This is a genomic window from Streptomyces diastaticus subsp. diastaticus, assembly GCF_011170125.1.
Classification (GTDB): Bacteria; Actinomycetota; Actinomycetes; order Streptomycetales; family Streptomycetaceae; genus Streptomyces; species Streptomyces diastaticus.
In genome coordinates this window covers 2,207,762-2,231,595 of record NZ_BLLN01000005.1, presented here as the reverse complement: position 1 = coordinate 2,231,595, position 23,834 = coordinate 2,207,762, and the positions used below count along the sequence as shown (strand labels likewise).

At 74.6% G+C, this 23,834-nt stretch carries 19 protein-coding genes; 15 read left to right on the top strand and 4 right to left on the bottom strand.

Annotated features, from left to right (window positions below):
* Positions 1 to 10: 10 nt before the first annotated feature.
* On the top strand, positions 11 to 991 hold the full coding sequence (locus Sdia_RS26950; RefSeq protein WP_100454530.1) for an ABC transporter ATP-binding protein: 981 nt from the start codon (positions 11 to 13) through the stop codon (positions 989 to 991).
* Positions 978 to 2,213 carry an ABC transporter ATP-binding protein gene (locus Sdia_RS26945; protein ID WP_189499804.1) on the top strand — a complete coding sequence of 412 codons (1,236 nt, stop codon included), beginning with the start codon at positions 978 to 980 and terminating at the stop codon, positions 2,211 to 2,213. Before Sdia_RS26950 ends, Sdia_RS26945 begins: the two co-directional genes overlap by 14 nt.
* 186 nt (positions 2,214 to 2,399) lie before the next feature.
* On the opposite strand, the gene Sdia_RS26940 is transcribed toward Sdia_RS26945, so the two are convergent.
* A complete protein-coding gene (locus Sdia_RS26940) occupies positions 2,400 to 4,541 on the bottom strand; it encodes a S9 family peptidase (protein WP_189499803.1) in 2,142 nt (713 codons plus the stop codon).
* Positions 4,542 to 4,755: 214 nt separating this feature from the next.
* Here Sdia_RS26940 and Sdia_RS26935 point away from each other — a divergent pair, with 214 nt between their 5' ends.
* The 5 genes from Sdia_RS26935 (at position 4,756) to Sdia_RS26915 (ending at position 9,773) form a co-directional block, all read left to right on the top strand.
* Positions 4,756 to 4,950, top strand: a complete 195-nt coding sequence (locus tag Sdia_RS26935; RefSeq protein ID WP_100454536.1) for a hypothetical protein — start codon at positions 4,756 to 4,758, stop codon at positions 4,948 to 4,950.
* Between the two features lie 83 nt (positions 4,951 to 5,033).
* Positions 5,034 to 5,972 carry an N-acetyl-1-D-myo-inositol-2-amino-2-deoxy-alpha-D-glucopyranoside deacetylase gene (gene mshB / locus Sdia_RS26930; RefSeq protein ID WP_100454539.1) on the top strand — a complete coding sequence of 313 codons (939 nt, stop codon included), beginning with the start codon at positions 5,034 to 5,036 and terminating at the stop codon, positions 5,970 to 5,972.
* Positions 5,969 to 6,427 (top strand): DUF6113 family protein, encoded by a 459-nt coding sequence (locus Sdia_RS26925; protein ID WP_100454541.1) that lies wholly within the window; start codon positions 5,969 to 5,971, stop codon positions 6,425 to 6,427. The genes mshB and Sdia_RS26925 overlap by 4 nt, the downstream gene beginning before the upstream one ends.
* A 222-nt stretch (positions 6,428 to 6,649) precedes the next feature.
* Positions 6,650 to 8,719 (top strand): peptidoglycan binding domain-containing protein, encoded by a 2,070-nt coding sequence (locus Sdia_RS26920; protein ID WP_181843951.1) that lies wholly within the window; start codon positions 6,650 to 6,652, stop codon positions 8,717 to 8,719.
* Between the two features lie 190 nt (positions 8,720 to 8,909).
* Complete coding sequence (locus Sdia_RS26915) at positions 8,910 to 9,773, top strand: TroA family protein (protein WP_115067976.1); 864 nt, start codon at positions 8,910 to 8,912, stop codon at positions 9,771 to 9,773.
* Between the two features lie 76 nt (positions 9,774 to 9,849).
* Here the strand turns inward: Sdia_RS26915 and Sdia_RS26910 are convergent, their stop codons facing one another.
* On the bottom strand, positions 9,850 to 12,228 hold the full coding sequence (locus tag Sdia_RS26910) for an AbfB domain-containing protein (RefSeq protein ID WP_115067977.1): 2,379 nt from the start codon (positions 12,226 to 12,228) through the stop codon (positions 9,850 to 9,852).
* A gap of 812 nt (positions 12,229 to 13,040) precedes the next feature.
* Between Sdia_RS26910 and Sdia_RS26905 the strand changes: the two genes are divergently transcribed.
* The 6 genes from Sdia_RS26905 (at position 13,041) to Sdia_RS26880 (ending at position 20,099) form a co-directional block, all read left to right on the top strand.
* On the top strand, positions 13,041 to 14,123 hold the full coding sequence (locus Sdia_RS26905; protein WP_100454546.1) for an ABC transporter substrate-binding protein: 1,083 nt from the start codon (positions 13,041 to 13,043) through the stop codon (positions 14,121 to 14,123).
* Positions 14,124 to 14,196: 73 nt separating this feature from the next.
* Positions 14,197 to 15,822: a sugar ABC transporter ATP-binding protein gene (locus Sdia_RS26900; protein WP_229830141.1), complete on the top strand. Its 1,626-nt coding sequence runs from the start codon at positions 14,197 to 14,199 to the stop codon at positions 15,820 to 15,822.
* Positions 15,819 to 16,835 carry an ABC transporter permease gene (locus Sdia_RS26895; RefSeq protein ID WP_100454549.1) on the top strand — a complete coding sequence of 339 codons (1,017 nt, stop codon included), beginning with the start codon at positions 15,819 to 15,821 and terminating at the stop codon, positions 16,833 to 16,835. The genes Sdia_RS26900 and Sdia_RS26895 overlap by 4 nt, the downstream gene beginning before the upstream one ends.
* Complete coding sequence (locus tag Sdia_RS26890) at positions 16,832 to 17,902, top strand: ABC transporter permease (RefSeq protein ID WP_100454551.1); 1,071 nt, start codon at positions 16,832 to 16,834, stop codon at positions 17,900 to 17,902. The genes Sdia_RS26895 and Sdia_RS26890 overlap by 4 nt, the downstream gene beginning before the upstream one ends.
* Positions 17,903 to 17,973: 71 nt before the next feature.
* Positions 17,974 to 19,002 (top strand): LacI family DNA-binding transcriptional regulator, encoded by a 1,029-nt coding sequence (locus Sdia_RS26885; protein ID WP_115067979.1) that lies wholly within the window; start codon positions 17,974 to 17,976, stop codon positions 19,000 to 19,002.
* Complete coding sequence (locus tag Sdia_RS26880) at positions 18,999 to 20,099, top strand: aldose epimerase family protein (RefSeq protein ID WP_115067980.1); 1,101 nt, start codon at positions 18,999 to 19,001, stop codon at positions 20,097 to 20,099. Before Sdia_RS26885 ends, Sdia_RS26880 begins: the two co-directional genes overlap by 4 nt.
* A gap of 52 nt (positions 20,100 to 20,151) precedes the next feature.
* Here the strand turns inward: Sdia_RS26880 and Sdia_RS26875 are convergent, their stop codons facing one another.
* Entirely contained in the window at positions 20,152 to 20,985 is an 834-nt protein-coding gene (locus Sdia_RS26875; protein ID WP_100455115.1) for a transglutaminase family protein, read from the bottom strand.
* A complete protein-coding gene (locus tag Sdia_RS26870; protein WP_428947829.1) occupies positions 20,985 to 22,013 on the bottom strand; it encodes a GNAT family N-acetyltransferase in 1,029 nt (342 codons plus the stop codon). Before Sdia_RS26870 ends, Sdia_RS26875 begins: the two co-directional genes overlap by 1 nt.
* Before the next feature lie 143 nt (positions 22,014 to 22,156).
* Here Sdia_RS26870 and fdxA point away from each other — a divergent pair, with 143 nt between their 5' ends.
* Together fdxA and dapC are read left to right on the top strand one after the other, a co-directional pair.
* Entirely contained in the window at positions 22,157 to 22,477 is a 321-nt protein-coding gene (gene fdxA / locus Sdia_RS26865; RefSeq protein ID WP_003950669.1) for a ferredoxin, read from the top strand.
* 163 nt (positions 22,478 to 22,640) lie between these two features.
* Positions 22,641 to 23,759 (top strand): succinyldiaminopimelate transaminase, encoded by a 1,119-nt coding sequence (gene dapC, locus Sdia_RS26860; protein WP_100454555.1) that lies wholly within the window; start codon positions 22,641 to 22,643, stop codon positions 23,757 to 23,759.
* The last annotated feature ends 75 nt before the right edge of the window (positions 23,760 to 23,834 follow it).

Genomic DNA, 23,834 nt, shown 5'->3' with positions numbered 1-23,834 from the left:
GCTGCTGCCGATGTTGCTCGACGTGCGCGACCTCCAGGTGGAGTTCCACACCAGGGAAGGCGTCGCCAAGGCCGTCAACGGCGTCTCCTACTCCGTCGACGCGGGGGAGACGCTGGCCGTCCTCGGTGAGTCCGGCTCCGGCAAGTCCGTCACCGCCCAGGCCGTCATGGGCATCCTCGACACCCCGCCCGGGCACATCACCGGCGGCCAGATCCTCTTCGAGGGGCGCGACCTGCTGCCCCTCAAGGAGGACCGGCGGCGCAAGGTGCGCGGCGCGGAGATGGCGATGATCTTCCAGGACGCGCTCTCCTCGCTCAACCCGGTGCTCACCGTCGGCGACCAGCTCGGCGAGATGTTCACGGTGCACCGCGGCATGTCACGCAAGGACGCCAAGGCGAAGGCGGTCGAGCTGATGGACCGGGTCCGCATCCCGGCGGCCGCCGAACGCGTCAACCAGTACCCGCACCAGTTCTCCGGCGGTATGCGCCAGCGCATCATGATCGCCATGGCGATGGCGCTGGAGCCCAAGCTGATCATCGCCGACGAGCCCACCACGGCGCTCGACGTGACGGTGCAGGCCCAGGTCATGGAGCTGCTCGCGGAGCTCCAGCGCGAGTACAACATGGGGCTCATCCTCATCACCCACGACCTCGGTGTCGTCGCCGACGTCGCCGACAAGATCGCGGTGATGTACGCCGGGCGGATCGTCGAGACCGCCCCCGTCGACGACATCTACCGGGCCCCCGCCCACCCCTACACCCGCGGCCTGCTCGACTCCATCCCGCGCCTGGACCAGAAGGGCCGCGAGCTGTACGCGATCAAGGGGCTGCCGCCCAACCTGCTGGCCATCCCGCCGGGCTGCGCCTTCCATCCGCGCTGCCCGCAGGCCCGCGAGGTCTGCCGCACCGACGTGCCGCCGCTCTACGAGGTGGACCCGCGCCGCCGGAGCGCCTGCCACTTCTGGAAGGAGACGCTCGATGGACCCCGATGAGCGGCCCGGCCCCGACGAGGGCGCGGCGAACACCGGCGCGACCCGTGACGACGCGACCGTCCGCAACCAGCCCCCGTCCACCGAGGACCTGCTGACCCGCTCCCGCCTGGAGTCCACCCGGGCGGCCGGCGAACCCGTCCTGGAGGTCCACCACCTGGTCAAGCACTTCCCGCTGACCCAGGGCATCGTCTTCCGCCGCCAGGTCGGCGCGGTCAAGGCGGTCGACGGGGTGTCGTTCGCCCTGCACGAGGGCGAGACCCTCGGCATCGTCGGCGAGTCCGGCTGCGGCAAGTCCACCGTCGCCCGGATGCTGGTCCACCTGGAGCGCCCGACCGCGGGCGAGATCCGCTACAAGGGCGAGGACGTCTCCCGCCTGTCGGGCCGCGCGCTGAGGGCGGTCCGCCGGAACATCCAGATGGTCTTCCAGGACCCGTACACCTCGCTCAACCCGCGGATGACCGTCGGCGACATCATCGGCGAACCGTACGAGATCCACCCCGAGGTGGCCCCCAAGGGGTCGCGGCGCAAGCGGGTGCGGGAACTCCTCGACGTGGTCGGGCTCAACCCGGAGTACATCAACCGGTACCCGCACCAGTTCTCCGGCGGGCAGCGCCAGCGCATCGGCATCGCCCGGGGCCTGGCCCTGCGCCCGGAGATCATCGTCGCCGACGAGCCGGTCTCCGCCCTCGACGTCTCCGTCCAGGCGCAGGTCGTCAACCTCCTGGAGCGGCTCCAGGACCAGTTCGACCTCAGTTACGTCTTCATCGCGCACGACCTGTCCATCGTGCGGCACATCTCCGACCGGGTAGCCGTCATGTACCTCGGCAAGATCGTCGAGACCGGCACCGACGAGGAGATCTACCAGCACCCCACCCACCCCTACACCCAGGCCCTGCTCTCCGCCGTCCCCGTCCCCGACCCGGGCGCCCGCGAGCGCCGCGAGCGCATCATCCTCACCGGCGACGTCCCCTCGCCCGCCAACCCGCCCTCGGGCTGCCACTTCCGCACCCGCTGCTGGAAGGCGCAGGACCGGTGCGCCCTGGAGGAGCCGCTGCTCGTCGTCCCCGCCGTCCTCCAGGGCGCCAAGGGCCCCGCGGCCCACCCCTCCGCGTGCCACTTCGCGGAGGAGAAGCAGATCGTGGTGCAGGCCGGGGAGGAGTCCGGCGGCGAGGCCGGGGGCGAGGGGGACGACGGGCGGGGCGCCGGTCCGGCGGACTCCTGACGGGGAGGACGATTCCGGAGCAACCGCGTTGACGCGACGGCAACATGACGGACACGGTCGCGACGTACGGACGGTGCAGAGTCGACAGCGTACGGCCGTGCGGGTGCCGTAGGCCGACCGGAGCGTCCGCGCTCCGGTCGGTCCGCCTTCTCGCTCCCGCGATGCCTCCGGGGCGCCCGGCGCGCGTCAGACGATGCCCAGCGAGCGCTTCAGGAAGTCGACCTGGAGCAGGAGAAGGTTCTCCGCGACCTGCTCCTGCGGGGTCATGTGGGTGACGCCGGAGAGCGGCAGCACCTCGTGCGGGCGGCCCGCCGCCAGCAGGGCGCTGGACAGGCGCAGGGTGTGCGCGGCCACCACGTTGTCGTCGGCGAGGCCGTGCACGATCATCAGCGGGCGGTGCGGGCCGGCGGCGCCGGACAGTCCCTCGTCGGTGACCAGCGAGTTGCGGGCGTAGACCTCCCCGCCGGCCTCCGCGGGGTCGCCGAGGTACCGCTCGGTGTAGTGCGTGTCGTAGAGCCGCCAGTCGGTCACGGGGGCCCCGGCGACGCCCGCGTGGAAGACGTCGGGGCGGCGCAGTACGGCGAGCGCCGCCAGGTATCCGCCGTACGACCAGCCGCGGATGCCGACCCGGGTCAGGTCCAGCGGGAACTCCTCGGCCAGCGCGTGCACCGCCTCCACCTGGTCGTCCAGGGTGGCCGTGAACTCGTGGCGGATCGCCTTCTCCCAGGCGGGGGAGCGGCCCGGGGAGCCCCGGCCGTCGGCGACGACCACCGCGAACCCCTGGTCGGCGAACCACTGGGAGGTGAGGTGGGCGTTGTGGGCGGCGAGCACCCGCTGGCCGTGCGGGCCGCCGTAGGGGTCCAGGAGCACCGGGAGCGGCCCGTCGCCCGCCCGGTGGCCGGAGGGGAGCAGCACGGCGGCGGGGATCCGGCTCTCGCCGGCCAGGGTGAGCGTCGGCCGAGGGGCGATTACCGGACTTTCTGCGTGCGAGGCGATGACGGCGACCTCCTCGCCGCCGCGCAGCACCCGGGCCCGCTGCCCGGGCCGGTCGAGGACCGAGGAGACCAGCACGGTGACCGGGCCGCCGCGGACCGCGCCGTGCACCCCCGGTCCGGTGCTCACCCGCTCCGTGCCCAGCTCGTTGACGCGCAGGACGTGGACCTCGCCCGTCTCCGGCTCCTCGGCGCCCGGCCCCGCCGAGACCGAGACCAGCAGGTCGTCGGCGCCGACGTCGAGCAGGCCCCGGACGTGGAAGGCGTCCCCGGTCAGCGGCCGGTCGCCGACGGCCAGCACGCGAGCGCCGCCCTCGTCGGCGATCCGCACCAGCCGCCCGTCCGGGGTCCGGGCCGGGGCACCCGCGTGCAGGTCGAGCCAGCTCGGGTCCTCGTCGGCGTGGATCATCCGCGTCGCGCCGGTGGCCGGATCGGCGGCCAGGTAGAGCTGCTCGCGCTGGTCACGGGCCTGCACCAGCAGCAGCGGACCGGTCGCGTCCCACAGCACGCGTGCCAGGTACGGATGACGGGTCCGGTCCCAGCCGATCTCGGTGCGGGCGGTGCCGTCCAGCGGGTACGCGAAGAGGCGCACCTCGGCGTTGGGGGTGCCCGCCGCCGGGTACGCCACCCGGGCCGGTTCCGCCGCCGGGCGGGCCGGGTCGGCGATCCACCAGCGGGCCACGGGCGCGTCGTCGGCCCGTTCCACCAGCAGCGCCGAGCTGTCCGGCGCCCACCAGAAGCCGCGCGAGCGGTCCATCTCCTCGGCCGCCGCGAACTCCGCGAGGCCGTAGGTCACCGACTCCGACTCCGGCTCGGCCACCGGCCGGTCGCCGCTGCCGTCGGCCGCCACCACCCGCAGCGCCCCGCGCACCGTGTACGCCACGTACCGGCCGTCCGGCGAGGGGCGCGGGTCGATCACCGGGCCGGGCACGTCGAGTTGGCGCACCGGCGCCGGAGCGGTCCCCTCGGCGCGCAGGTCGGCCACGTACAGCCGTCCCGAGAGGGTGAACGCGGCCGTCTCGACCGCCTCGTCCACGGCGTACCCGACGATGCCCGCGCCGCCCTCCCTGCTGCGCTCGCGGCGGGCCCGCTCGGCGGCCGAGAGCTGCTCGCCGGCACCGGCCAGCAGGGCCGCCGGGTCGGCGACGGGACGCTCGTGGGCGTCTGCGTCCAGATCCAGCACCCAGAGGCCCTGGGCCCGTTCGGTGCCGGAGGCGGAGCGCAGGAACGCGACGCGGGAGCCGTCCGGGGCCACGGTGAAGGCCCGGGGCGCCCCCAGGGTGAACCGCTGGGTCCGCGCGTGCTGCCGCGGGAAGGTGAGGTGTTCGGTAGACATGCCAGGAGACTATGGCTCAAGCGCCCCCTTGTGCTGCCGTGCGCCGATCCACGCGCGTGTACGGATAGTTATGATCCGTAGCGCCTGGTGGGTAGGTATCTGCGTACCGGGCTGTTCCGCCCTGCCCGCACACGAGTTGACCGCGCCGCCCCGCCCGGGACGGCGTCCCAGATCCAAGAGATCGGTCCACCGAGGAAACCGGAGGTGATCCGCCGTGGCACTCTCGATTTCGGCGGTGGTGCTGCTGCTGATCGTCGTCTTCCTGCTGATCCGCAAATCGGGTCTCAAGGGAGCGCACGCCCTGGTCTGCGTCCTGCTGGGCTTCTACCTGGCCAGCTCGTCCGTGGGCCCGATGATCGGGGACTTCACCTCGAACGTGGCGGGCATGATCGGCGGCATCAAGTTCTGACGCCGTCCGGGGTGGCGGCGCGGCCCGGCGCCGCCACCCCGGGCTGCTCCGCCGTGCGCCCCGCCGCCTCGTAGGGTGGGCCCATGACGGATCTGCCCGCCCGCCGACTCCTGCTCGTCCACGCGCACCCGGACGACGAGTCCATCAACAACGGCGCCACCATGGCCCGCTACGCCGCCGAGGGGGTCCACGTCACCCTGGTGACCTGCACCCTCGGCGAGGAGGGCGAGGTCATCCCGCCCGAACTGGCGCGGCTCGCCGCCGACCGGGACGACGCGCTCGGCCCGCACCGGGTCGGCGAGCTGTCCGCCGCCATGCGCGAACTCGGCGTGCAGGACCACCGCTTCCTCGGTGGCGCCGGACGCTACCGCGACTCCGGGATGATGGGCCTGCCGCAGAACACCGCGCCCCGCGCGTTCTGGAGCGCCGACGTGGACGAGGCCGCGCTCCACCTGGTCGAGGTGATCCGCGAGGTCCGCCCGCAGGTCCTGGTGACCTACGACCCCGACGGGGGCTACGGCCACCCCGACCACATCCAGGCCCACCGGGTCGCCCACCGCGCCGCCGAGCTGGCCGCCGACCCCGGGCTGCGCCCCGAGCTCGGCCCGGCCCACCGGATCACCCGGATCTACTGGAACCGCGTACCGCGCTCGGTGGCGGACGAGGCGTTCGCGGCGCTGCCCGAGGCGCTGGCCGACTCCCCGTTCACCCAGGCCGGGGAGGTCGCCGACCTCCCCGGGGCGGTCGCCGACGCACAGGTCACCACCGTGGTGGACGGCACCGCGTACGCCGGCGCGAAGGCGGCCGCGATGCGCGCGCACGCCACCCAGATCACCGTCGCGGAACCGCTCTTCGTCCTCTCCAACGAGCGGGCCCAGCCGCTCTTCGCCGTCGAGTACTACGAGCGGGTCGTCCCCGCGCCCCAGGCACCCACGGACCCGTGGGAGACCGACCTGTTCGCCGGGCTCGACCCGGCCGACGGAGCGGACGGCGCCCCGGCCGACGCCGGGAGCGCGCGATGAGCGCCGCCCGCGGCGGCTCCGCTCCCCGGCCCTCCGGAGCCACCCGCGCCGGGGCGGGGCAGGCGCCGCCGTCCGCGGCACAGCTGCTCGGCTTCTCCGGCGGCGGCTTCTCCGCGCGCCGACTGGCCCTGTACGTCCCGCTGTTCCTGCTCGGCGCCGTCGTCGGCGTGGCGGGGAGCCTGCTCCAGGCGGCCTGGTTCCCCGGCGGGCTGCTGCTGGCCCTGGTCGCCGCCGTGGGGGCGTTCACCGGTTCGGGGCTGTTGGCGCGGGCGCGGGGCGGGGCGGTCTCCTCGGCCGCGGGGTGGATGCTCGCGGTCATCCTGCTCACCACCACGCGCCCCGAGGGCGACTTCGTCTTCGCGGCGGGCGGCGGCTCGTACCTGTTCCTCCTCGGCGGAATGGCGCTGGCTGTGATGTGCGCCACCGTCTGGCGTCCGAGCCCGGGCGGCGCCTGACGCCACGGCGTCCGAGCGCCCGAGCCGTCCCAGTTGGGCACGGACTTACCACTTCCCCCACATGAGCACCATGAGCCCCACGGATGGTTTGAACGCCAGGCGCACGTTGCGGACCGGTGGCGGCCAGTATGGTGGTGCGCGCCGCCGAACCGCCCCAGGGGGTGTCTGACAAACCCCGAGCAAGGCCGACAGGGGCGGTGGAGCCGATCGGGAGAACCTGCCTTGAGTCGTGAAACTGACAGTTCGTCGTCCGGACCCCAGGGCCGCGACAACACCGCCTACCCCTCGGGGACCCCGCCGTACGGGGCGTCCGCCGCGGGCGGCGCCGACGAGCGCGGCCCGGCCGCGGCCGACCGGGGCGACGCCGAACGGAAGACCGAGACCACGCTGACGACGCGTATCCGGATCAACATCCCCGGATCGCGGCCCATCCCGCCGGTCGTCATGCGTACCCCCGTCGCCGAGAAGGACGCCGACGCCGAGACGGGCGAGACGGCTGCGCCCGCGCCCGCCGCCGAGCGGTCCGGCCCGTCCGCCAGGGGCGGCGGGGAGCGCCCCGGCGGCAACCCCGGTGCCGAGGCACCCGCCGAAGAGGCGCCGCGCGCCGCCGAGAAGCCCACCAGCGACTGGTTCGCCCCGCGCAAGAGCGCCGGTCGTCCGGCCGCCACCGGCGGCGGCGCGGGCCAGAGCGGCGGAACACCGGCCTCCGCCGGTCCCGCCGGCGCCGCGGCCGGCGGTCCCGGTGGTCCCGGCGCCGGTAAGCGGCCGGGCGGTTCCGGGCAGGCGTCCTACGGTTCGGGCGCCACCGGCGACACCGGCCCGACCGGCACCCCCGGCCGTAACGGCACCACCGGGTCGTTCGACGTCTCCCGGGCCGTCGCCCAGGGGCCGTTGGGCCCGGGCCCCGCCCGTCCGGACGGCCCCACCGGTGGCCCGGTTAGCGGCGACTCGACGGTCCGCCCGGTGCTCTCCGACGGCGGCCGGGCCCCCGGCGGGCAAGGCGACACGGGCGGTGTGCCGCGTGTCGGCGACACCGGGAGCCCTCCGCGCCCCGGCGGCCCCCGCGGCCCGGCGGGACCGATGAGCGACGACACCGCGGTCCTCACCCCGCAGAAGCCCGCCCCGGAGCGGCCCGCCGAACGTGAGCACGTCTCCGGCGACACGCTCACCAGCGGCCTGCCCGTCGTCCCGCCCGGCCCCGCCGCGGACGCCCCCGGCGGACCGTTCGGACCCGGCGGCCCCGGAGGGCCGGGCGCCCACCGCGACGGGCCGCTGCCGCACACCCCGCCCCGGCTGCCCGAGCCGCTCGGCGAGCCCGAGCCGGAGACCTCCCGCCCGGCGAAGAGGAAAGGCCGCAACAAGCTGGTCCTGCTCGGCGCGGCCGTGGTCGTGGTCGGCGCCGGGCTGTACGGCGCGGGGCTGCTCATGGGCCACGCCGACGTGCCGAAGGGCACCACCGTCCTCGGGGTGGACATCGGCGGCTCCACCCACGACGAGGCGGTCAAGAAGCTCGACGCCGCCTTCGGCGAGCGCACCGCCCTGCCGCTCGCCCTCGACGTGGACGGCAAGCAGGCCGAGTTGAAGCCGGCACAGGCCGGGCTCTCGCTGGACAGCGAGGCGACCGCCCGGTCCGCCGCCGCCAGCGACTACAACCCGGTCACCGTCGTGGGCTCGCTCTTCGGCCAGGAGCGGGTGGTCGAACCGACGATGCCCGTCGACAAGGAGAAGCTGGCCGACGCCCTCGACCGGCTCGCGGGCACGGCCGGGTCCGCCGTGGAGGGCTCGATCTCCTTCAAGAGCGGCGAACCCGTCCCCGTCTACGGCAAGGCCGGCAAGACCCTCGACGTGAAGGGCTCGGTCAACGCCGTCGAGCAGGCGTACCGCACGCAGGTGGCGAGCGGGGAGAGCGCACCGGTGGCGGTGCCGATGGCGACCCGCGAACCGACCGTCTCCAAAACCGAGGTGGACCGCATGATGAAGGAGTTCGCCGTCCCGGCGATGTCCGGCATCGTGACGGTCAAGGCCGGGGAAGCCTCCATCCCGTTCGGCCCCGAGCGCTCGCTGCCGCAGATCCTCAGCGTGCAGGCGGTCGACGGCAAGCTGGTCGAGAAGTACGACCAGGCCGCGCTGAAGAAGCTGTACGGCAACACCTTCGACGGAATCATGATCACCCGCGGTACCGGCGACAGGACGCCCGTCACCCCCGAGGACGTCATCGGCGCGATGCGCCAGGCGCTGCTCGGGACGACGCCCGAGGAGCGCGTCGGCGTCATCGAGACCGACGCGAGCTGACCGAGCCCACGACGGCCGCCCACCCCTCCCGGGGGTGGGCGGCCGTCGGGCTTCCCGCCCAGCGGGCATGTGCCGGCCGAATGGCCGGTCAAGGGGGGCGGGCGTCAGGCGGGGGTTGTGCGGAGCCATCGGCGGGCGGATGGTGGAGCCCGGCAGGAACCGGGCGAGTGTGCGAAGGGGCGGGTGGCGTATGGCGTGGGAGTTCACCGACGACCGGGGTGTCACGGTGCGGTCGGAGCACAGGCCGCGGCGGGTGGCGGCCTACCTCAGGGCGGGCGCGGTCCTGGCCGATCTGGGGGTGCGGCCCGTCGCCGTGTTCGGTTCCGGGCACGACGGGGAGCGTCCTGATCCGGCCAAGTGGGGCGCGGACGCCCCGGCGGACGTGCCCTACCTCGGGCCGTCCGGCGCGCTGGACGAGGAACGGCTGCTGAGCGAGGGCCCCGAACTGATCGTGGACGTGACGTACGACGGGAAGCACGCCTACGCCGTGGACGACGGGACGGCCGAGCGGGCGCACCTGCCGGTCATCGCCCTGTCGGTCGCCGGAGAGGTGCCGCAGGCCCGGCTGCTGGAGCGGTTCGCCGAGCTGGCGGTGGCCCTCGGCGGGCGGGCCGAGGAGGGCGCGGAACGGCTGGTGGCCGCCGAGGAGCGGCTCGCCGCCGCCGCCCGGCGCGCTCCCGGGGTCCGCGTGCTGGCGCTCTCCCCGGCGGGGCCGGAGAAGGTCCACCTGGCCCGTCCGTCGGCCTGGCCGGAGCTGCGCCGCCTGGCCGACCTCGGGGTGCGGCTCACCGACCCCGGTGAGGAGGGTGGCGTCAACTGGCGTACGACGGCCTGGGACAAGGCCGTCGGACTCACCCCGAACCTGGTCCTCAGCGACGCCCGTAGCAACGCCGAGCAGCCCCGGACACCGGCGGGGTCGGCCGCCTGGCGCACACTGACCGCCGACGCCCCGGTGCTGCCGTGGAACCCCGAGCTGCCGTGCAGCCGCCGGGCCACCGCCGCCTTCCTGGAGGAGGTGGCCGAGGCGCTGGAGGGGCTGGCCGGGCCGGTCTGAGCAGCCCGAGCAGGTCGTGCCCCGCCCCCGGTACCAGGACCTGTACCGGGGGCGGGGCCGCTTCCCGTGGGGGCGGTCAGGGGGCCCAGGGGGCTTCCAGGGCCCAGGTGGTGTCGGCGGTGAACTTGCTCAGGGTGTCGTAGGGCTGCTTGCCGCCGGGGGTGGCGAGCCAGACCTCGGAGTCGTGGTGGCGCAGGTAGCTGCCGGACATGTTGAGGCTGGAGAGGCGGACGCCGCCCTCGCCGGGGACGGCGCACCAGGTCGCGTCGGCCTCGAACAGCCGGGTGCCGTCGTCGGCGTCGCGGCGGACCCGGGACTCGCGGTGGCGCAGGTACTCACCCGGGTGGTTCCGGGATTCGAGCGAGTAGCAGGTCTCGTCACCGAGGCCGGGGACCACCTTGTAGGTGGCGTCGGCCTTGAGGGTGGCGCCGCTCTCCTCGGTGACCGGGGCGGTCCAGGCGAGGCCGTCCTCGTGGCGGAGGAACCTCTCGGTGTGGCCCTCGGTGGTGACCCGCAGGGAGCGGTTCTCGCCGGTGGGCAGGGTGACCGCGCCGGGCAGGTCGCGGGAGGCGTCGATCAGCGCCTGGTTGGCGGCGCGGACCCGGTCCTGGTCGACCTTGACGACCTGTCGGTCGTAGGTGAGCAGGCCGTTGACCTCGTTCTCCACGTCGGTGATCTCGGTGTAGACGGAGGCGGAGAGGCCGGCCGGCATCTGGCCCTGGCGGATGCCGTCGAGGAGCCCGGTGAAGCGGTCGTTCAGCGCCGCCGTGTCGGCCTGGTCCTCGTAGCTGAAGCCGCCGCCCGGGTACCACTCGTGGCCCTCGGTGCGCAGCCCCAGGCCGCCGAACTCGCCGAGGACCGCGGCCCGGCCAGGCTCGGGGGCGGTGTTGCCGGGGCCGACGTAGACGTGGTTGTCGACCACGTCGCCGTTGCCGCCGTCGACCGCGCCGCAGCAGTTGACCCCGCTCATGTTGTTGACCAGGCGGGAGGGGTCGGCCGCCTTGACCTCGTCGGCGATGCGGGCCTGGTCGTACTGGCCCCAGCCCTCGTTCTGGTTGACCCACATGACGACCGACGGCGACGAGCGGTGCTGGTCGATGATCCGGTGGTACTCCTTCTCCCACTGCTTCCGGGCGGCCGCGTCCGGGACCTTGCCGGTGTCCATCGACGGCATGTCCTGCCAGACCAGCAGGCCCAGCTTGTCGGCCCAGTGGAACCAGCGCTGCGGCTCCACCTTGATGTGCTTGCGGACCATGTTGAAGCCGAGGTCCTTGTGGGCCTGGAGGTCGTACTTGAGGGCCTCGTCGGTCGGCGCGGTGTAGAGGCCGTCCGGCCAGTAGCCCTGGTCCAGGGTGCCGGTCTGGAAGACGAACTCGCCGTTCAGGACCGGGCGCTGGACGCCGTCGATCTTCTTCAGGCCGATCGAGCGCATCCCGGCGTAGCTGCCGACCTCGTCGCCCGGGGCGTCGCCCGCCGGCGGCAGTTCCGCCCGCACGTCGTAGAGGAACGGGTCGTCCGGGGACCACAGGCGCGGGTCGGGGACGGAGACCGACAGCTCCTCGCCGGCCGCGCCGGTGGCCGTGCCGACCTCCTTCCCGCCGTCGAGGACGGTGACCCTCACCTCGCGTCCCTCGGCGCCCTCGGCGTGCACGGTGGCGCGCAGGGTCTCGTCGCCCAGCTCGGGGGTGAGGTCGAGGCGGGTGATGTGGGCGGGCGCGACCGGCTCCAGCCACACCGTCTGCCAGATGCCGGAGGCGGCGGTGTACCAGATGCCGCCGCCCGGGTGCGGCTCGATGTCGTGCTCGTCGTCCTGGCGCTGCTTGCCGACGGCGCCGCCACCGTGCTGGGTCGGGTCCCAGACCGAGACGGTGACGGTGTTGGCGCCCGCCTCCAGGTGGTCGGTGACGGTGAAGTCGAAGGCGTCGAAGCCGCCCTTGTGCTCCCCGGCCTTCTCGCCGTTGACCCAGACCGTGGTCTGCCAGTCGGAGCCGCCGAAGTTGAGCTTCACATCCCGGCCGTCCCAGTCCTCGGGGACGGTGAACTCCCGCTGGTACCAGAGCTTGTCGTCGGGGGTGATCTTCCGCTGGATGCCGGAGAGCGCCGACTCGGCCACGAACGGCACGCGGATCTGCTCGTCGAAGGAGTCGGGGACGCCCGCGTCGGCGTCGGTGACCGCGAAGTCCCACAGGCCGTTGAGGCCGGCCCAGTCGGGGCGGGTCAGCTGCGGACGCGGGTACTCCGGGAGCGGGTCGTCGACCGGCACCTGGTCGGTCCACGGGGTGGTCATGGGGGCGGGCACGGGTTCCCAGGCGGCCTGGCCGGCGGCGCCGGCGGGCGTCGCGGCCAGGCCGGTGGCGGCCAGGGCGCAGGCGGCGAGCGCGGTGGTCAGCCGCCGCCAGGGCCGTGAGCGGGGGCGGCCGCCCTGGCCGGGGTCGGGGGTGCGGGTGTCGGTCACCGGTCGGTCTCCTTCTCGGGCGGTGGGGGGCGCCCCGGCCGGTCGGCCGGGAGCGGTCCTGCGAGGAGGTACGGGACGGGGCACGGCCCGGGCGCCGGGTGAGGCCCGGGACGGATCCGGGCGCGGCGTGCCCCGGACGGGTGGGGACGGGCAGGGCGCGTTGCTGCGGCTCTGGCGTGGTGCGGCGGTGCGGCTCGCGGCGCCGGGCAGGGCGGACCGTGCCCCGTGCCGGTGCGGCGGCGGGGCCGGGGCCGGTTGTGCAACGTTGGAAATCCGGCGCTCGGCGGTATGACAGCACGGTGTGCGGCGGCTGTCCAGAGATCCGGCAGGGGCGGGGGTGAGGCCCCGTCGCCCCGCCGTAGAGGGCCCCGAAGGGGCCTGGCCGGGCTCGGGGAAATCTCCCGGCGACGGTCTTGCCGCCATGACCGGCCGCCTGTATAACGTTGTAAATCGCGCCGCCGGACGGCCCGAACTCGCCGCCGGGCCAGGGAGTTTCGGCAATCGGGCCCAGGTGGCGCGTGCCGGGGCGGCGCCCCTGCACCGCCCCGCCCCCGGCGGGTCGGCCCGCCGCCCGGCCCAGCACTGCGTGCCACCGCACCGCGTACGACCGCTCCGCCCGTACGACCCGCACCGCGTACCGCCGCACCGCCCGTACGACCGCCCGACGCCGCCGCGCGGCCGCGTCGGGCCCGCGCACCGTCCGTACCGCCGCCCGTCCCCGCACGCCGGGCCATGGCCCCCGCCGCCCGGCCGTGCGGCGTACGCCCGTCCCGCCCTGACAGCCTCCCGGCCCGCCCAAGGAGCGTTCGAGGATGAACACCCCGCGCCGCACCCGCACTCTCGCCCTGGCCTGCCTGCTCGCCGCCACGGCCACGCTGGCCGCCTCCGGCTGCTCCAAACCGGAGACGGCCGACACCTCGAAGGGCGACGCGGCCGCGGGCGCCCAGGCCACCCGGCCCGCCGGCACCTCCGGGAAGGGCTGTTCCCTGGAGACCTACGGGGCGCCCAGACTCGACCTCAAGGACGCCGTGGTGGGCTTCTCCCAGTCGGAGAAGGAGGCCAACCCGTTCCGGATCGCCGAGACGCAGTCGATCAAGGACGAGGCGGCCAAGGCCGGAGTCAAGAAGCTGCTCACCACCAACGCCCAGTCGCAACTGCCCAAGCAGATCAGCGACATCCAGGACATGCTCGCGCAGGGCGCCCAGTTCCTGATCGTCGCGCCACTCAACTCCGACGGACTCGAGCCCGCGTTCAAGGCCGCCGCCGCCAAGAAGGTCCCGGTCCTCACCATCGACCGTAAGGTCAACGCCGAGGCGTGCGAGGACTACCTCTCCTTCCTCGGCTCTGACTTCGTGGAGCAGGGCGAGCGGGCGGCCGACGCGATGATCGAGGCGACCGGCGGCAAGGGCGAGGTCGCGATCCTCCTCGGCGCCTCCGGCAACAACGTCACCACCGACCGCACCAAGGGCTTCGTGGACCGGGTGAAGGAGAAGGCGCCGGACCTGAGGATCGTCGCCCAGCAGACCGGTGAGTTCGCCCGCGACAAGGGCCAGCAGGTGATGGAGCAGCTCATCCAGTCCAAGCCCGGCATCACCGGCGTCTACGCCGAGAACGACGAGATGGGCCTCGGGGCCGTCACCGCCCTCAAGGCCAACAACAAGAAGCCCGGCGAGGACGTCAAGATCGTCTCCGTCGACGGCACCCGCAACGCCGTCCAGGCCCTCGCCAAGGGCGAGATGAACGCCGTCATCGAGTCCAACCCGCGGTTCGGCCCGCTCGCCTTCGCCACCGCCGAGAAGTTCTACGCCGGAGAGCCGATCCCGGAGAACGTGCTGATCACCGACCGGGAGTACGACCAGGAGAACGCCGAGGAGTCGCTCGGCGGCGCCTACTGATCCCCGGGCGAGCCCGCCGTCCGGCCCGCCCGTACCCCTGAAGCCGCCCCGCGCACCGGAAGGTCAGCAGCCCATGGCACCACCCGAAGCAGCCACCCCCGGGGTGCGGAAGGAGACCGGCCCCGGCGGCGCGCCGACCGCCCCGGCGGCCGGGACCCCGGTCCTCCGGGCGCGGGGGATCGGCAAGCGGTTCCCCGGGGTCGTCGCCCTCGACGACGTCTCCTTCGACCTGCGGGCCGGTGAGGTGCACGCGCTGGTCGGCGAGAACGGCGCGGGCAAGTCCACCCTCATCAAGGTGCTGACCGGCGTCCACCGGCCCGACGCGGGCGAACTGAGCCTGGCCGGGGAGCCGGTCCGCTTCCAGCGGCCCTTCGAGGCGCAGCAGGCGGGCATCTCCACGATCTACCAGGAGGTCAACCTCGTCCCGCTGATGAGCGTGGCCCGCAACATCTTCCTCGGCCGCGAACCGCGCACCCGCCTGAAGCTCATCGACTTCCCCCGGATGAACCGCGAGGCCGCCGCCCTCCTCGACGGCTTCGGCGTCCGGGTCGACCCGCGCCGTCCGCTGCACACCCTGGGGCTCGGCACCCAGCAGATGGTGGCGCTCGCCCGGGCCGTCTCGGTCCGCGCCCGGGTCGTCGTCATGGACGAGCCCACCTCCTCACTCGAACCCCGCGAGGTCGAGACCCTCTTCCGGGTCATCGAGGAGCTGCGCGGCCGCGACGTGGCCGTGGTCTACGTCAGCCACCGGATGGACGAGCTGTACCGGATCTGCGACCGGGTCACCGTGCTGCGCGACGGCCGCCACATCCACACCGGGCCGCTGGCCGGCCTGGAGCGGACGCGGCTGGTCTCGATGATGCTCGGCCGGGACATGGCCGAGGTCCGCCGGGACGGTGTCGCCGGCTTCGCCGCCGACGGGCACGCCGCCGCCCGCACCCCCGTCCTCACCGCCGACGGCCTCACCCGCCGCCACCAGCTCGACGAGGTCTCGCTCTCGCTCCACGCCGGGGAGGTGCTGGGGCTCGGCGGGCTGCTCGGCTCCGGCCGCAGCGAGACCGCCAAGGCGCTCGCCGGGGGCCTCGCCCTGGACTCCGGCGAGGTCACCGTGGCCGGGAAGGTGCTGCGCCGGGTCACCCCGGCCGCCGCCATCGCCCACGGGATCAGCATGCTGCCCGAGGACCGCAAGGCGGAGGGGATCGTGCCGGGGCTCTCCGTGCGGGAGAACATCGTGCTGGCCGCGCTGCCCCGGCTCTCCCGCGCCGGGATCGTCTCCCGGGCCCGGCAGGACCGGGTCGTGGAGATCTTCATGCGGCGGCTGCGCATCAAGGCGTCCAGCCCCGAGCAGAAGGTCGGCGAACTCTCCGGTGGCAACCAGCAGAAGGTGCTCCTCGCCCGCTGGCTCTGCCTGCAACCGCGCGTCCTGCTGCTCGACGAGCCGACGCGGGGCATCGACGTCGGCGCCAAGGCCGAGGTGCGGGGGCTCATCGACGAACTGGCCCGGGAGGGGCTGGCCGTCCTGCTCATCTCCTCCGACATCGAGGAGCTGATCGAGGGCGCCGACCGCGTCGTCGTGCTGCGCGCCGGCTGCCTCGCCGGGGAACTCGCCGGCGACGCCGTCACCGAACCCGCCCTGCTGGAGATCCTCGCCGACGGCGCCCCCACCCCCCGCCCCGCCGAGGAGGCCGAGCCCCGATGACCCAGGCCCCCGCCACCGCACCCGGTCCCGCCGCGCCGCCCGCGTCCGCACCGTCCTCGCCGGCCGCCGGCCGGGCCCGGCCCTGGTACCGCGACCCGGCCTGGTACCAGGCGTACGGCGTGTACGTCGCCGTCGGTGTACTGCTGCTCTTCAACGCCCTGTTCACCGACCGCTTCCTGACCACCGGCAATCTCACCACCCAGCTCGTCCAGGTCGCCCCGGTCGTCATCGTGGCGCTCGGCATGGCCCTGGTCATCGGCACCGAGGGCGTCGACCTGTCGGTCGGCTCCGCGATGGCGCTGGCCGCCGCGCTGCTGCCGCTCTACCTCGGCCACGGACTCGTCCCGGCGCTGGTGCTGGCGCTGCTCGCCGGAGCCGTCACCGGGCTGGTCAACGGCGTCCTGGTGTCGGTGGTCGGGCTCCAGCCCATCGTCGCCACCCTCGCCCTCTTCGTCGGCGGGCGGGGCCTGGCCCTGGTCCTCGCCGACGGCCGGCTCAAGCAGATCATCAACCCCGACCTGCTCTCGCTGGGCACCGCGAGCCTGCTCGGCGTCCCCGTCGTCGTCCTCGTCGCCGCCGGACTCGCCCTCGCCGTGGCCTTCCTGGTCGCCCGCACCACCTTCGGCCGCCAGATCGTCGCCGTCGGCGGCAACCGCGAGGCCGCCGTGCTCGCCGGACTCCCCGTCAAACGCGTCCTGACCGGCGTCTACGTCCTCTGCGGCACCTTCGCGGCCCTGGCCGGCGTCCTCGCCACCGCCCGGCTCACCGCCAGTGACCCGTCCTCGCTCGGCACCCTGATGGAACTCTCCGCCATCACCGCCGTCGTCGTCGGCGGCACCCCGCTCAGCGGCGGCTCCGTCCGGGTGCTCGGCACCGTCGCCGGAGCCGTGCTGATGCAGCTCCTCCGCGCCACCCTCGTCAAACACGACCTGCCCGACTCCACCGCCCAGATCGCCCAGGCGGCCATCATCGTCGCCGCCGTCCACATCGCCCGGGAGCGCCGGTCCCGATGAACGCACCCCGCCCGGCGGAGCAGACCGCCGCCCCCGCCCCCGCCCGCGCGAAGGCGGCCCCCGCGCCCCTCGCCGGTGCCCCCTCGGTCCGGGCCGGGACCGAGGACCCCGGCCGCCGCGAGCGCCTCCTCGGCCTCGTCCAGCGCCAGGGCGTCCTCGCCGTGCTGCTCGCGGTGATCCTCGTCGCCTCGCTGCTCTACCCGTCCTTCGCCACCCTCGACAACGCGCGCGGCGTCACCGTGCAGGCCAGCTTCCTGGCGATCGTCGCGCTCGGCATGACGCTGGTCATCATCACCGGCGGCATCGACCTCTCCGTCGGCTCCGTCTTCGCCCTCGGCGGGGTACTCGCCGCCTGGGCCTCCCCATGGGGCCTGCTGCCCGCCCTGCTCGTCCCCCTGCTGGTCTGCGGCGGCATCGGCCTCGTCAACGGCCTGCTCATCGGCCGGGCCGGCCTCGCCCCGTTCATCGTCACCCTCGCCACCCTGCTCGGCGCCCGCGGCCTGCTCCTCGCCTTCACCGACGAGGGCGCCACCACGTACCTCGTGCCGAAGGACTCCGCGTTCTCCTGGCTCGGCGGGGGCACCGTCTGGGGATTCGGCGTGCCGCTGTTCCTCGCGCTGGCGCTGTTCGGCGGGGGCGGGCTGCTGCTCCAGCGGACCCCGTTCGGGCAGGGCCTCTTCGCGGTGGGCGGCTCCAGCGACGCCGCCACCCTGATGGGGCTGCCGGTGGCCCGCACCAAGGTGCTCGTCTACACGCTCAGCGGACTGCTCGCCGGATTCGCGGGGGCCCTCAACGCGGCCCGGCTCCACTCCGGTGTCACCATCCTCGGCGTGGGCATGGAACTCGACGCCATCTCGGCGGTCGTCATCGGCGGCACCCTGCTGACCGGCGGCGCCGGATCGGTCAGCGGCACCCTGTGGGGCGTCCTGCTGCTCGCCGTCATCCAGAACCTCATCAACCAGATCGGCTCGCTCAACTCCTCGTACCAGTCGGTGGTCAGCGGCGGCTTCCTCGTGGTGGTCGTGGTGGCCCAGCGCTACCTGGCCCGGGGCCGCAGATCCACCTGAGCCCACGGGACCGTCCCCGCGGCGGTTTCCCCGGAGCAGCAGCCGAGAAGCGTCACGAAGCTAGGAGTGCCGTGGGCGTCAGTCTCAAGGACGTTGCGCAGCGTGCGGGCGTGTCCGTCAAGACCGTGTCGAACGTCGTCAACAACTATCAGCACGTCACACCCGGTATGCGGGCCAAGGTCCAGCGGGCCATCGACGAACTCGGCTACCGCCCGAACCTCACCGCCCGCCACCTGCGCAAGGGCCGCACCGGGATCATCGCGCTGGCCGTCCCCGAGTTCGGCAACCCGTACTTCGCCGAACTGGCCGGCGCCGTCATCGACGCCGCCGCCCGCCACGACTACACCGTGCTCGTCGACCACACCGCGGGGCTGCGCGAGAACGAACTCCTGGTCAGCCAGGGCTTCCGGGCGCAGGTCATCGACGGCCTGATCCTCAGCCCCATCCACCTGGAGACCGAGGACCTCACCGGCCGCACCGGCGCCGCCCCCCTCGTCCTGCTCGGCGAGCGCGAGTACGAGGCGCCCTACGACCACATCGCCATCGACAACGTCGCCGCCGCCCGCGAGGCCGTCCGCCACCTGCTCGGCCTCGGCCGCCGCCGGATCGCCTTCCTCGGCTCCCGCACCGGCCGCGAACGCCAACCCGCCCACCTGCGGCTGCGGGGCTGGCGCGAGGAGCTGGAAGCGGCCGGCCTGCCCGCCGACGACTCGCTGGTGGTGGTCACCGACGGGTACGGGCGGGCCGACGGCGCGCACGCCATGGCCGCCCTGCTGGACCGCGGCGCCGCCCCCGACGCCGTCTTCGCCTACAACGACCTCATCGCGATCGGCGCCATGCGCACCCTCGCCGAACGCGGCCTGAGCGTCCCCGGCGACATCGCCGTGGTCGGCTTCGACGACATCGAGGAAGCCCGCTACGGCGCCGTCTCCCTCACCACCGTCTCCCCCGACAAGGAGGCCATCGCCCGCCTCGCCGTGGACAGCCTCGTCGCGCAGCTGAGGGACGGCACCCCGCCGACCGGACCGCGCCGCCCGCGCCCCGGCCACCGCCTCGCCGTCCGCGAGTCGGCCCCCGCCCGCCCCGGCGGCCCGCGGTGAACGCCGCCACGGCCCCCGCGGTCCGCCACGAACCCCACGGCTACGCCCCCGACGGCACCCCGGTCCAGCGCTGGCACCTCGACTCCGGCACCGGCACCACCGCCGCCGTCCTCACCTACGGCGGCATCCTCCAGCACCTCACCGTGCCCGCCACCGACGGCACCCGCGCCTCGGTCGTCCTCGGCCTGCCCACCACCGAGGCGTACGCCGCCGCGCGCGGCCCCTACCTCGGCGCGCTGGTCGGCCGGTACGCCAACCGCCTCGCCCACGGCCGCTTCCCGCTGGACGGCGCCGGCCACACCGTCCCCGCCAACGACCGGGGCCACGCCCTGCACGGCGGCCCCGACGGCTTCGACCGGCGCGTCTGGCGGGCCACCCCGGCCCCCGGCCGGCACGCCGCCGTCCGCCTGACCCTGCTCAGCCCCGACGGCGACATGGGCTTCCCCGGCGCCCTGGAGGTGGCCGTCACCTACCGCCTCGGCGCCGACCACACCCTCATCCTCGACTACGAGGCCCGCACCGACCGCCCCACCGTCGTCAACCTCACCCACCACGCCTACTTCGACCTGACGGCCGGCCAGGACGGCCTGGCCGCCCACACCCTGCGCGTCCCCGGCACCCGCTACCTGCCCGTCGACGCCGAGGCCATCCCGGTCGGCCCGCCGGCACCCGTCGACGCCACCCCCTTCGACCTGCGCGAGGCCACCGTGCTGGGGCCGCGCCTCACCCCGGAGGCCGTCGCCGCCCACCCGCAGCTCGCCGCCGCCGGGGGGTACGACCACACCTGGCTCCTCGACGGCGCCCCGGGCCCCGACGGCCTGCGCCCCGCCGCCACCCTCGCCACCCTCGACGGCAGCCGCGCCATGGAGGTGTGGACCACCGAACCCGCCGTGCAGGTCTACACCGGGAACCAGCTCGACGCCTCCCTCACCGGCACCGACGGCCGCCCCCTCACCCGCCACCGCGCCGTCTGCCTGGAGACCCAGCACCTGCCCGACTCGCCCAACCACCCCGAGTACCCCACCACCGTCCTCCGCCCCGGCCAGAAGCTCCGCAGCCGCACCGCCTACCGCTTCCCGCATCTCGCGGGGGCCTGAGCCGTGCGCCGGACCGGCCCGCACCGGGGACGGGGCCGCCCGGACGACCCGCTCAGTTCAGCCGTGCCCGCGCCGCCCGGGCCTGGCCCCTGATCAACTCGGCCGCCTCCGGGTCGACGGCGGCCACCACCTCGGCGTACGACTCCAGTTCGCGGGCGCCCCCGACGAAGTCGGCACACTTCACGAGGAGTTGTGCGTGCTCGTAGCGCAGGTCCGCCGGGTGGGAGGGGAGCAGCAGTGACAGCTCGACGGCCCACAGGGCCACGTCGGTGCGTTCGGGGCGGGCCGCCGCCCAGGCGCGGATGTTGTTCAGGACCCGGCGGATCACCTCCAGCGGATCGGCCGGGCGCAGGAGAGAGGGGTCGAGCGGCGCTCCCGTCACGCCGGTGACGATGAGGGAGGCGTCGGCGGGGGAGAGCAGCGTGCCGCCGTCGAAGGGGTCGGCGAGCACCAGGTCCTCCGGCGGGCCGAAGCCGACCGTGAAGTGGCCCGGCAGCGCCACCCCGTGCACCGGGGCACCCGCGCGGCGGGCCACCTCCAGCCACACCACCGACAGCAGGATCGGCAGGCCCCGGCGGCGCCGCAGCACCTCCTGGAGCAGTGAGGACTCCAGCCGCCGGTAGTCGGACTCGGTGCCGTGGAAGCCGTAACGGGTGCCGAGCAGTTCCGCCAGCGCAAGCGCCCACTCGCGCGGCGAGGCGGGCCGGTACGGCAGTTCACCGGCGAGCCGGTCCAGTTCCACCTCGGCCGCGTCGATGCCCGGCTCGCCCCGGGCGGGGTCGGCGACCGCCCCCACGAGCAGGCAGAGCCGTGCGAGCCCCGGCCGCTCGGAGCGGGCCTCCTCGGCGAACTCGGTCCGCAGCCGCAACGGGTCGGGGAGTTCCATCAGCACCGGTCCCCGGGGTCCGCCGCACCCGTCCCCGGAGCGCGATGATGGTGGTAGTGGTGGTGCACGCCGAACCCGGCCCGCTCGTACAGGGCGCGGGCCGCCGTGTTCTCCCGCTCCACCTGGAGCCAGGCCGCCGAGGCGCCCTCGTCCAGCGCGCGGGACGCCAGCGCCGCCATGACGTCCGAGGCCAGACCGTGCCGTCGGCGCTCCGGATCGACCTCGACCGCCGCGAACCCGGCCCAGCGCCCGTCCACCACGCACCGCCCGATCGCCCGCGCCGGGCCGCCCGGTTCGCCGTCCACGACGGCGAACCAGACCGAGGGCCCGCCGGTCAGCACCGCCGTGACCTCCGGCCGTACCGTCCCCACCCGCTGACAGCGGCTCAGCCACGCCGCGTCCGGCCGGCGCGTCAGCCGGACGGCCGCGCCCGGCGCCCGGTCGGCGAGCGGCGCCAGCGCGCCGGTGCGCAGCTCGGCCGAGACCTCCCGGGCCCAGCCCAGCTCCTCCAGGCGGGCCGCCAGCCGCTCCTGCGTCCCCTCGCCGCCGGTCGAGGTCTGGACGTAGGCGGGCAGGCCGCGCGCGGCGTACCAGCGGGCCACCGCCGCCAGCGCCTCCGGCAGCGCAACGCCCGGATCGCCCAGCGGCAGCGCGGAGTTGGCGCGCCGGGTGAAACCGGCGGCGGCGCGCAGCCGCCACTCGCCGAGCCGCTCGCTCTCGACGGGCGGCCAGCCGCGCGCGGCGACGCGGGCCAGCTCCGGGTAGGAGGCGGCCGGGCCGCGGCGGCGGGCGGGGGCCGCCGGGACGGTCTTCGCGGCGGCCAGCGCCGCCTCGGCGACACGCACCGACTCGCCGGAACGGCGTGTGATGCTCAGCACGCCGCCGGTCCATGATGTGAGAACCCCCACCGTGTCGGTGAACCGCGCGTCCCCCGTTCCGGTGTCGGTGAAGGCACGCACCGATACACGTTTTCCCACGTCAGCGGGGGTGATGCGGACTTCGAGCTGTCCGCCGGCAGTGAATTCCACGGCTTCGGCCGCCCCTCCTGTTCGGATCATCTCCCGGAACGGAGATACTAGGGGCGGGCATCGACGACGCCGCGCTCCCGCGCGCCAGGCGGCGGAGCCTGTAGAGACGGCCCGCCAGCGCCCTATCGAGGAGGAACGACAGCGTGACCTACGTCATCGCGCAGCCTTGTGTCGACGTGAAGGACAAGGCGTGCATCGAGGAGTGCCCGGTCGACTGCATCTACGAGGGCCAGCGGTCCTTGTACATCCACCCGGACGAATGCGTCGACTGTGGAGCCTGTGAGCCGGTCTGCCCGGTCGAGGCGATCTTCTACGAGGACGACACTCCCGAGGAGTGGAAGGACTACTACAAGGCGAACGTCGAGTTCTTCGACGAGCTGGGTTCGCCCGGCGGGGCCAGCAAGCTCGGTCTCATCGAGCGTGACCACCCCTTCATCGCCGAACTGCCGCCGCAGAACCAGTAAGGGCCCCGGCCCGGTTCCGCAGACAGTTCGTACGAGGTCCCGCCGGTTCCGCACCGGCGGGACCTCGTCGTTCCCGGCACCATCGCCCCACGGGAGCGGGTGTCCGGAGTCCCGGCCCGACCCCGACCAGACCCCACCGCACCAGGACCCGAAAAGAGCAGCCGTGTCCGCAGCCGCGTCCTCGCCCGTCTCCGCCCTCCTGCCCGCGTTCCCCTGGGACCGGCTCCAGCCGTACAAGGCGACCGCCGCCGCGCATCCGGACGGCCTCGTCGACCTCTCCGTCGGCACCCCCGTCGACCCGGTCCCGCACCTGGTGCGCGAGGCGCTGACGGCCGCCGCCGACTCCCCCGGCTACCCGACGGTCTGGGGCACCGCGGGACTGCGCGCCGCCGTCCTCGGCTGGGCCGGGCGCCGCCTGGGCGCCGAAGGGCTGACCGAGCGGAACGTCCTGCCGGTGGTCGGCTCCAAGGAACTCGTCGCCTGGCTCCCCACCCAGCTCGGCCTGGGGCCCGGCGACACCGTCGCCTTCCCGCGGCTGGCCTACCCGACGTACGAGGTCGGCGCCCGTCTGGCCCGCGCCGAACCGGTGGTCTACGACGACCCGGTCACCGACCTCGACCCGGGGCCGCTCAAGCTGCTCTGGCTCAACTCGCCGTCCAACCCGACCGGCCGCGTCCTCGGCAAGGACGAACTGGCCCGCATCGTGGCCTGGGCCCGTGAGCACGACGTGCTCGTGGTCAGCGACGAGTGCTACCTCGAACTGGGCTGGGAGGCCGACCCGGTCTCCGTCCTGCACCCCGAGGTGTGCGGCGGCGGCCACGAGGGGCTCGTCGCGGTGCACTCGCTCTCCAAGCGCTCCAACCTGGCCGGTTACCGCGCGGCGTTCGTCCTCGGTGACGCGGCCGTCCTCGGCGAGCTGCTCCAGATCCGCAAGCACGGCGGGATGATGACGCCCGCCCCCGTGCAGGCCGCCACCGTCGCGGCCCTCGGCGACGACGCGCACGTGGCCGAGCAGCGCGAGCGGTACGCGGCCCGCCGCACCGCCCTGCGCGAGGCCCTGCTCGCCCACGGCTTCCGCGTGGAGCACAGCGAGGCCGGTCTCTACCTGTGGGCCACCCGGGACGAGCCCTGCTGGGACACCGTCGCCCATCTGGCCACGCTCGGCGTCCTCGCCGCCCCGGGCGACTTCTACGGCCCGGCCGGGGACCGCTTCGTACGGATCGCCTTCACCGCCACCGACGAACGCGTCGCGGCGGCCGTCGCCCGGCTCACCGCCGCCTGAGGGTCCGGGTGCGCCGCGGGGCCCGGAAAGTCAGCGCTCCCCGGGCCCCGCGTGCTCAGCCGCTCGCCGCGCGGC

Excerpts from the sequence above, each read along its gene's own strand:
- mshB (WP_100454539.1), top strand. The coding sequence starts at position 5,034 with ATGACGGATCTGCCCGCCCGCCGACTCCTGCTCGTCCACGCGCACCCG.
- Sdia_RS26900 (WP_229830141.1), top strand. The coding sequence starts at position 14,197 with ATGGCACCACCCGAAGCAGCCACCCCCGGGGTGCGGAAGGAGACCGGC.
- Sdia_RS26950 (WP_100454530.1), top strand. The coding sequence starts at position 11 with ATGTTGCTCGACGTGCGCGACCTCCAGGTGGAGTTCCACACCAGGGAA.
- Sdia_RS26925 (WP_100454541.1), top strand. The coding sequence starts at position 5,969 with ATGAGCGCCGCCCGCGGCGGCTCCGCTCCCCGGCCCTCCGGAGCCACC.
- Sdia_RS26890 (WP_100454551.1), top strand. The coding sequence starts at position 16,832 with ATGAACGCACCCCGCCCGGCGGAGCAGACCGCCGCCCCCGCCCCCGCC.
- Sdia_RS26895 (WP_100454549.1), top strand. The coding sequence starts at position 15,819 with ATGACCCAGGCCCCCGCCACCGCACCCGGTCCCGCCGCGCCGCCCGCG.
- Sdia_RS26940 (WP_189499803.1), bottom strand. The coding sequence starts at position 4,541 with ATGTCTACCGAACACCTCACCTTCCCGCGGCAGCACGCGCGGACCCAG.
- Sdia_RS26905 (WP_100454546.1), top strand. The coding sequence starts at position 13,041 with ATGAACACCCCGCGCCGCACCCGCACTCTCGCCCTGGCCTGCCTGCTC.
- Sdia_RS26945 (WP_189499804.1), top strand. The coding sequence starts at position 978 with ATGGACCCCGATGAGCGGCCCGGCCCCGACGAGGGCGCGGCGAACACC.
- Sdia_RS26915 (WP_115067976.1), top strand. The coding sequence starts at position 8,910 with ATGGCGTGGGAGTTCACCGACGACCGGGGTGTCACGGTGCGGTCGGAG.
- Sdia_RS26875 (WP_100455115.1), bottom strand. The coding sequence starts at position 20,985 with ATGGAACTCCCCGACCCGTTGCGGCTGCGGACCGAGTTCGCCGAGGAG.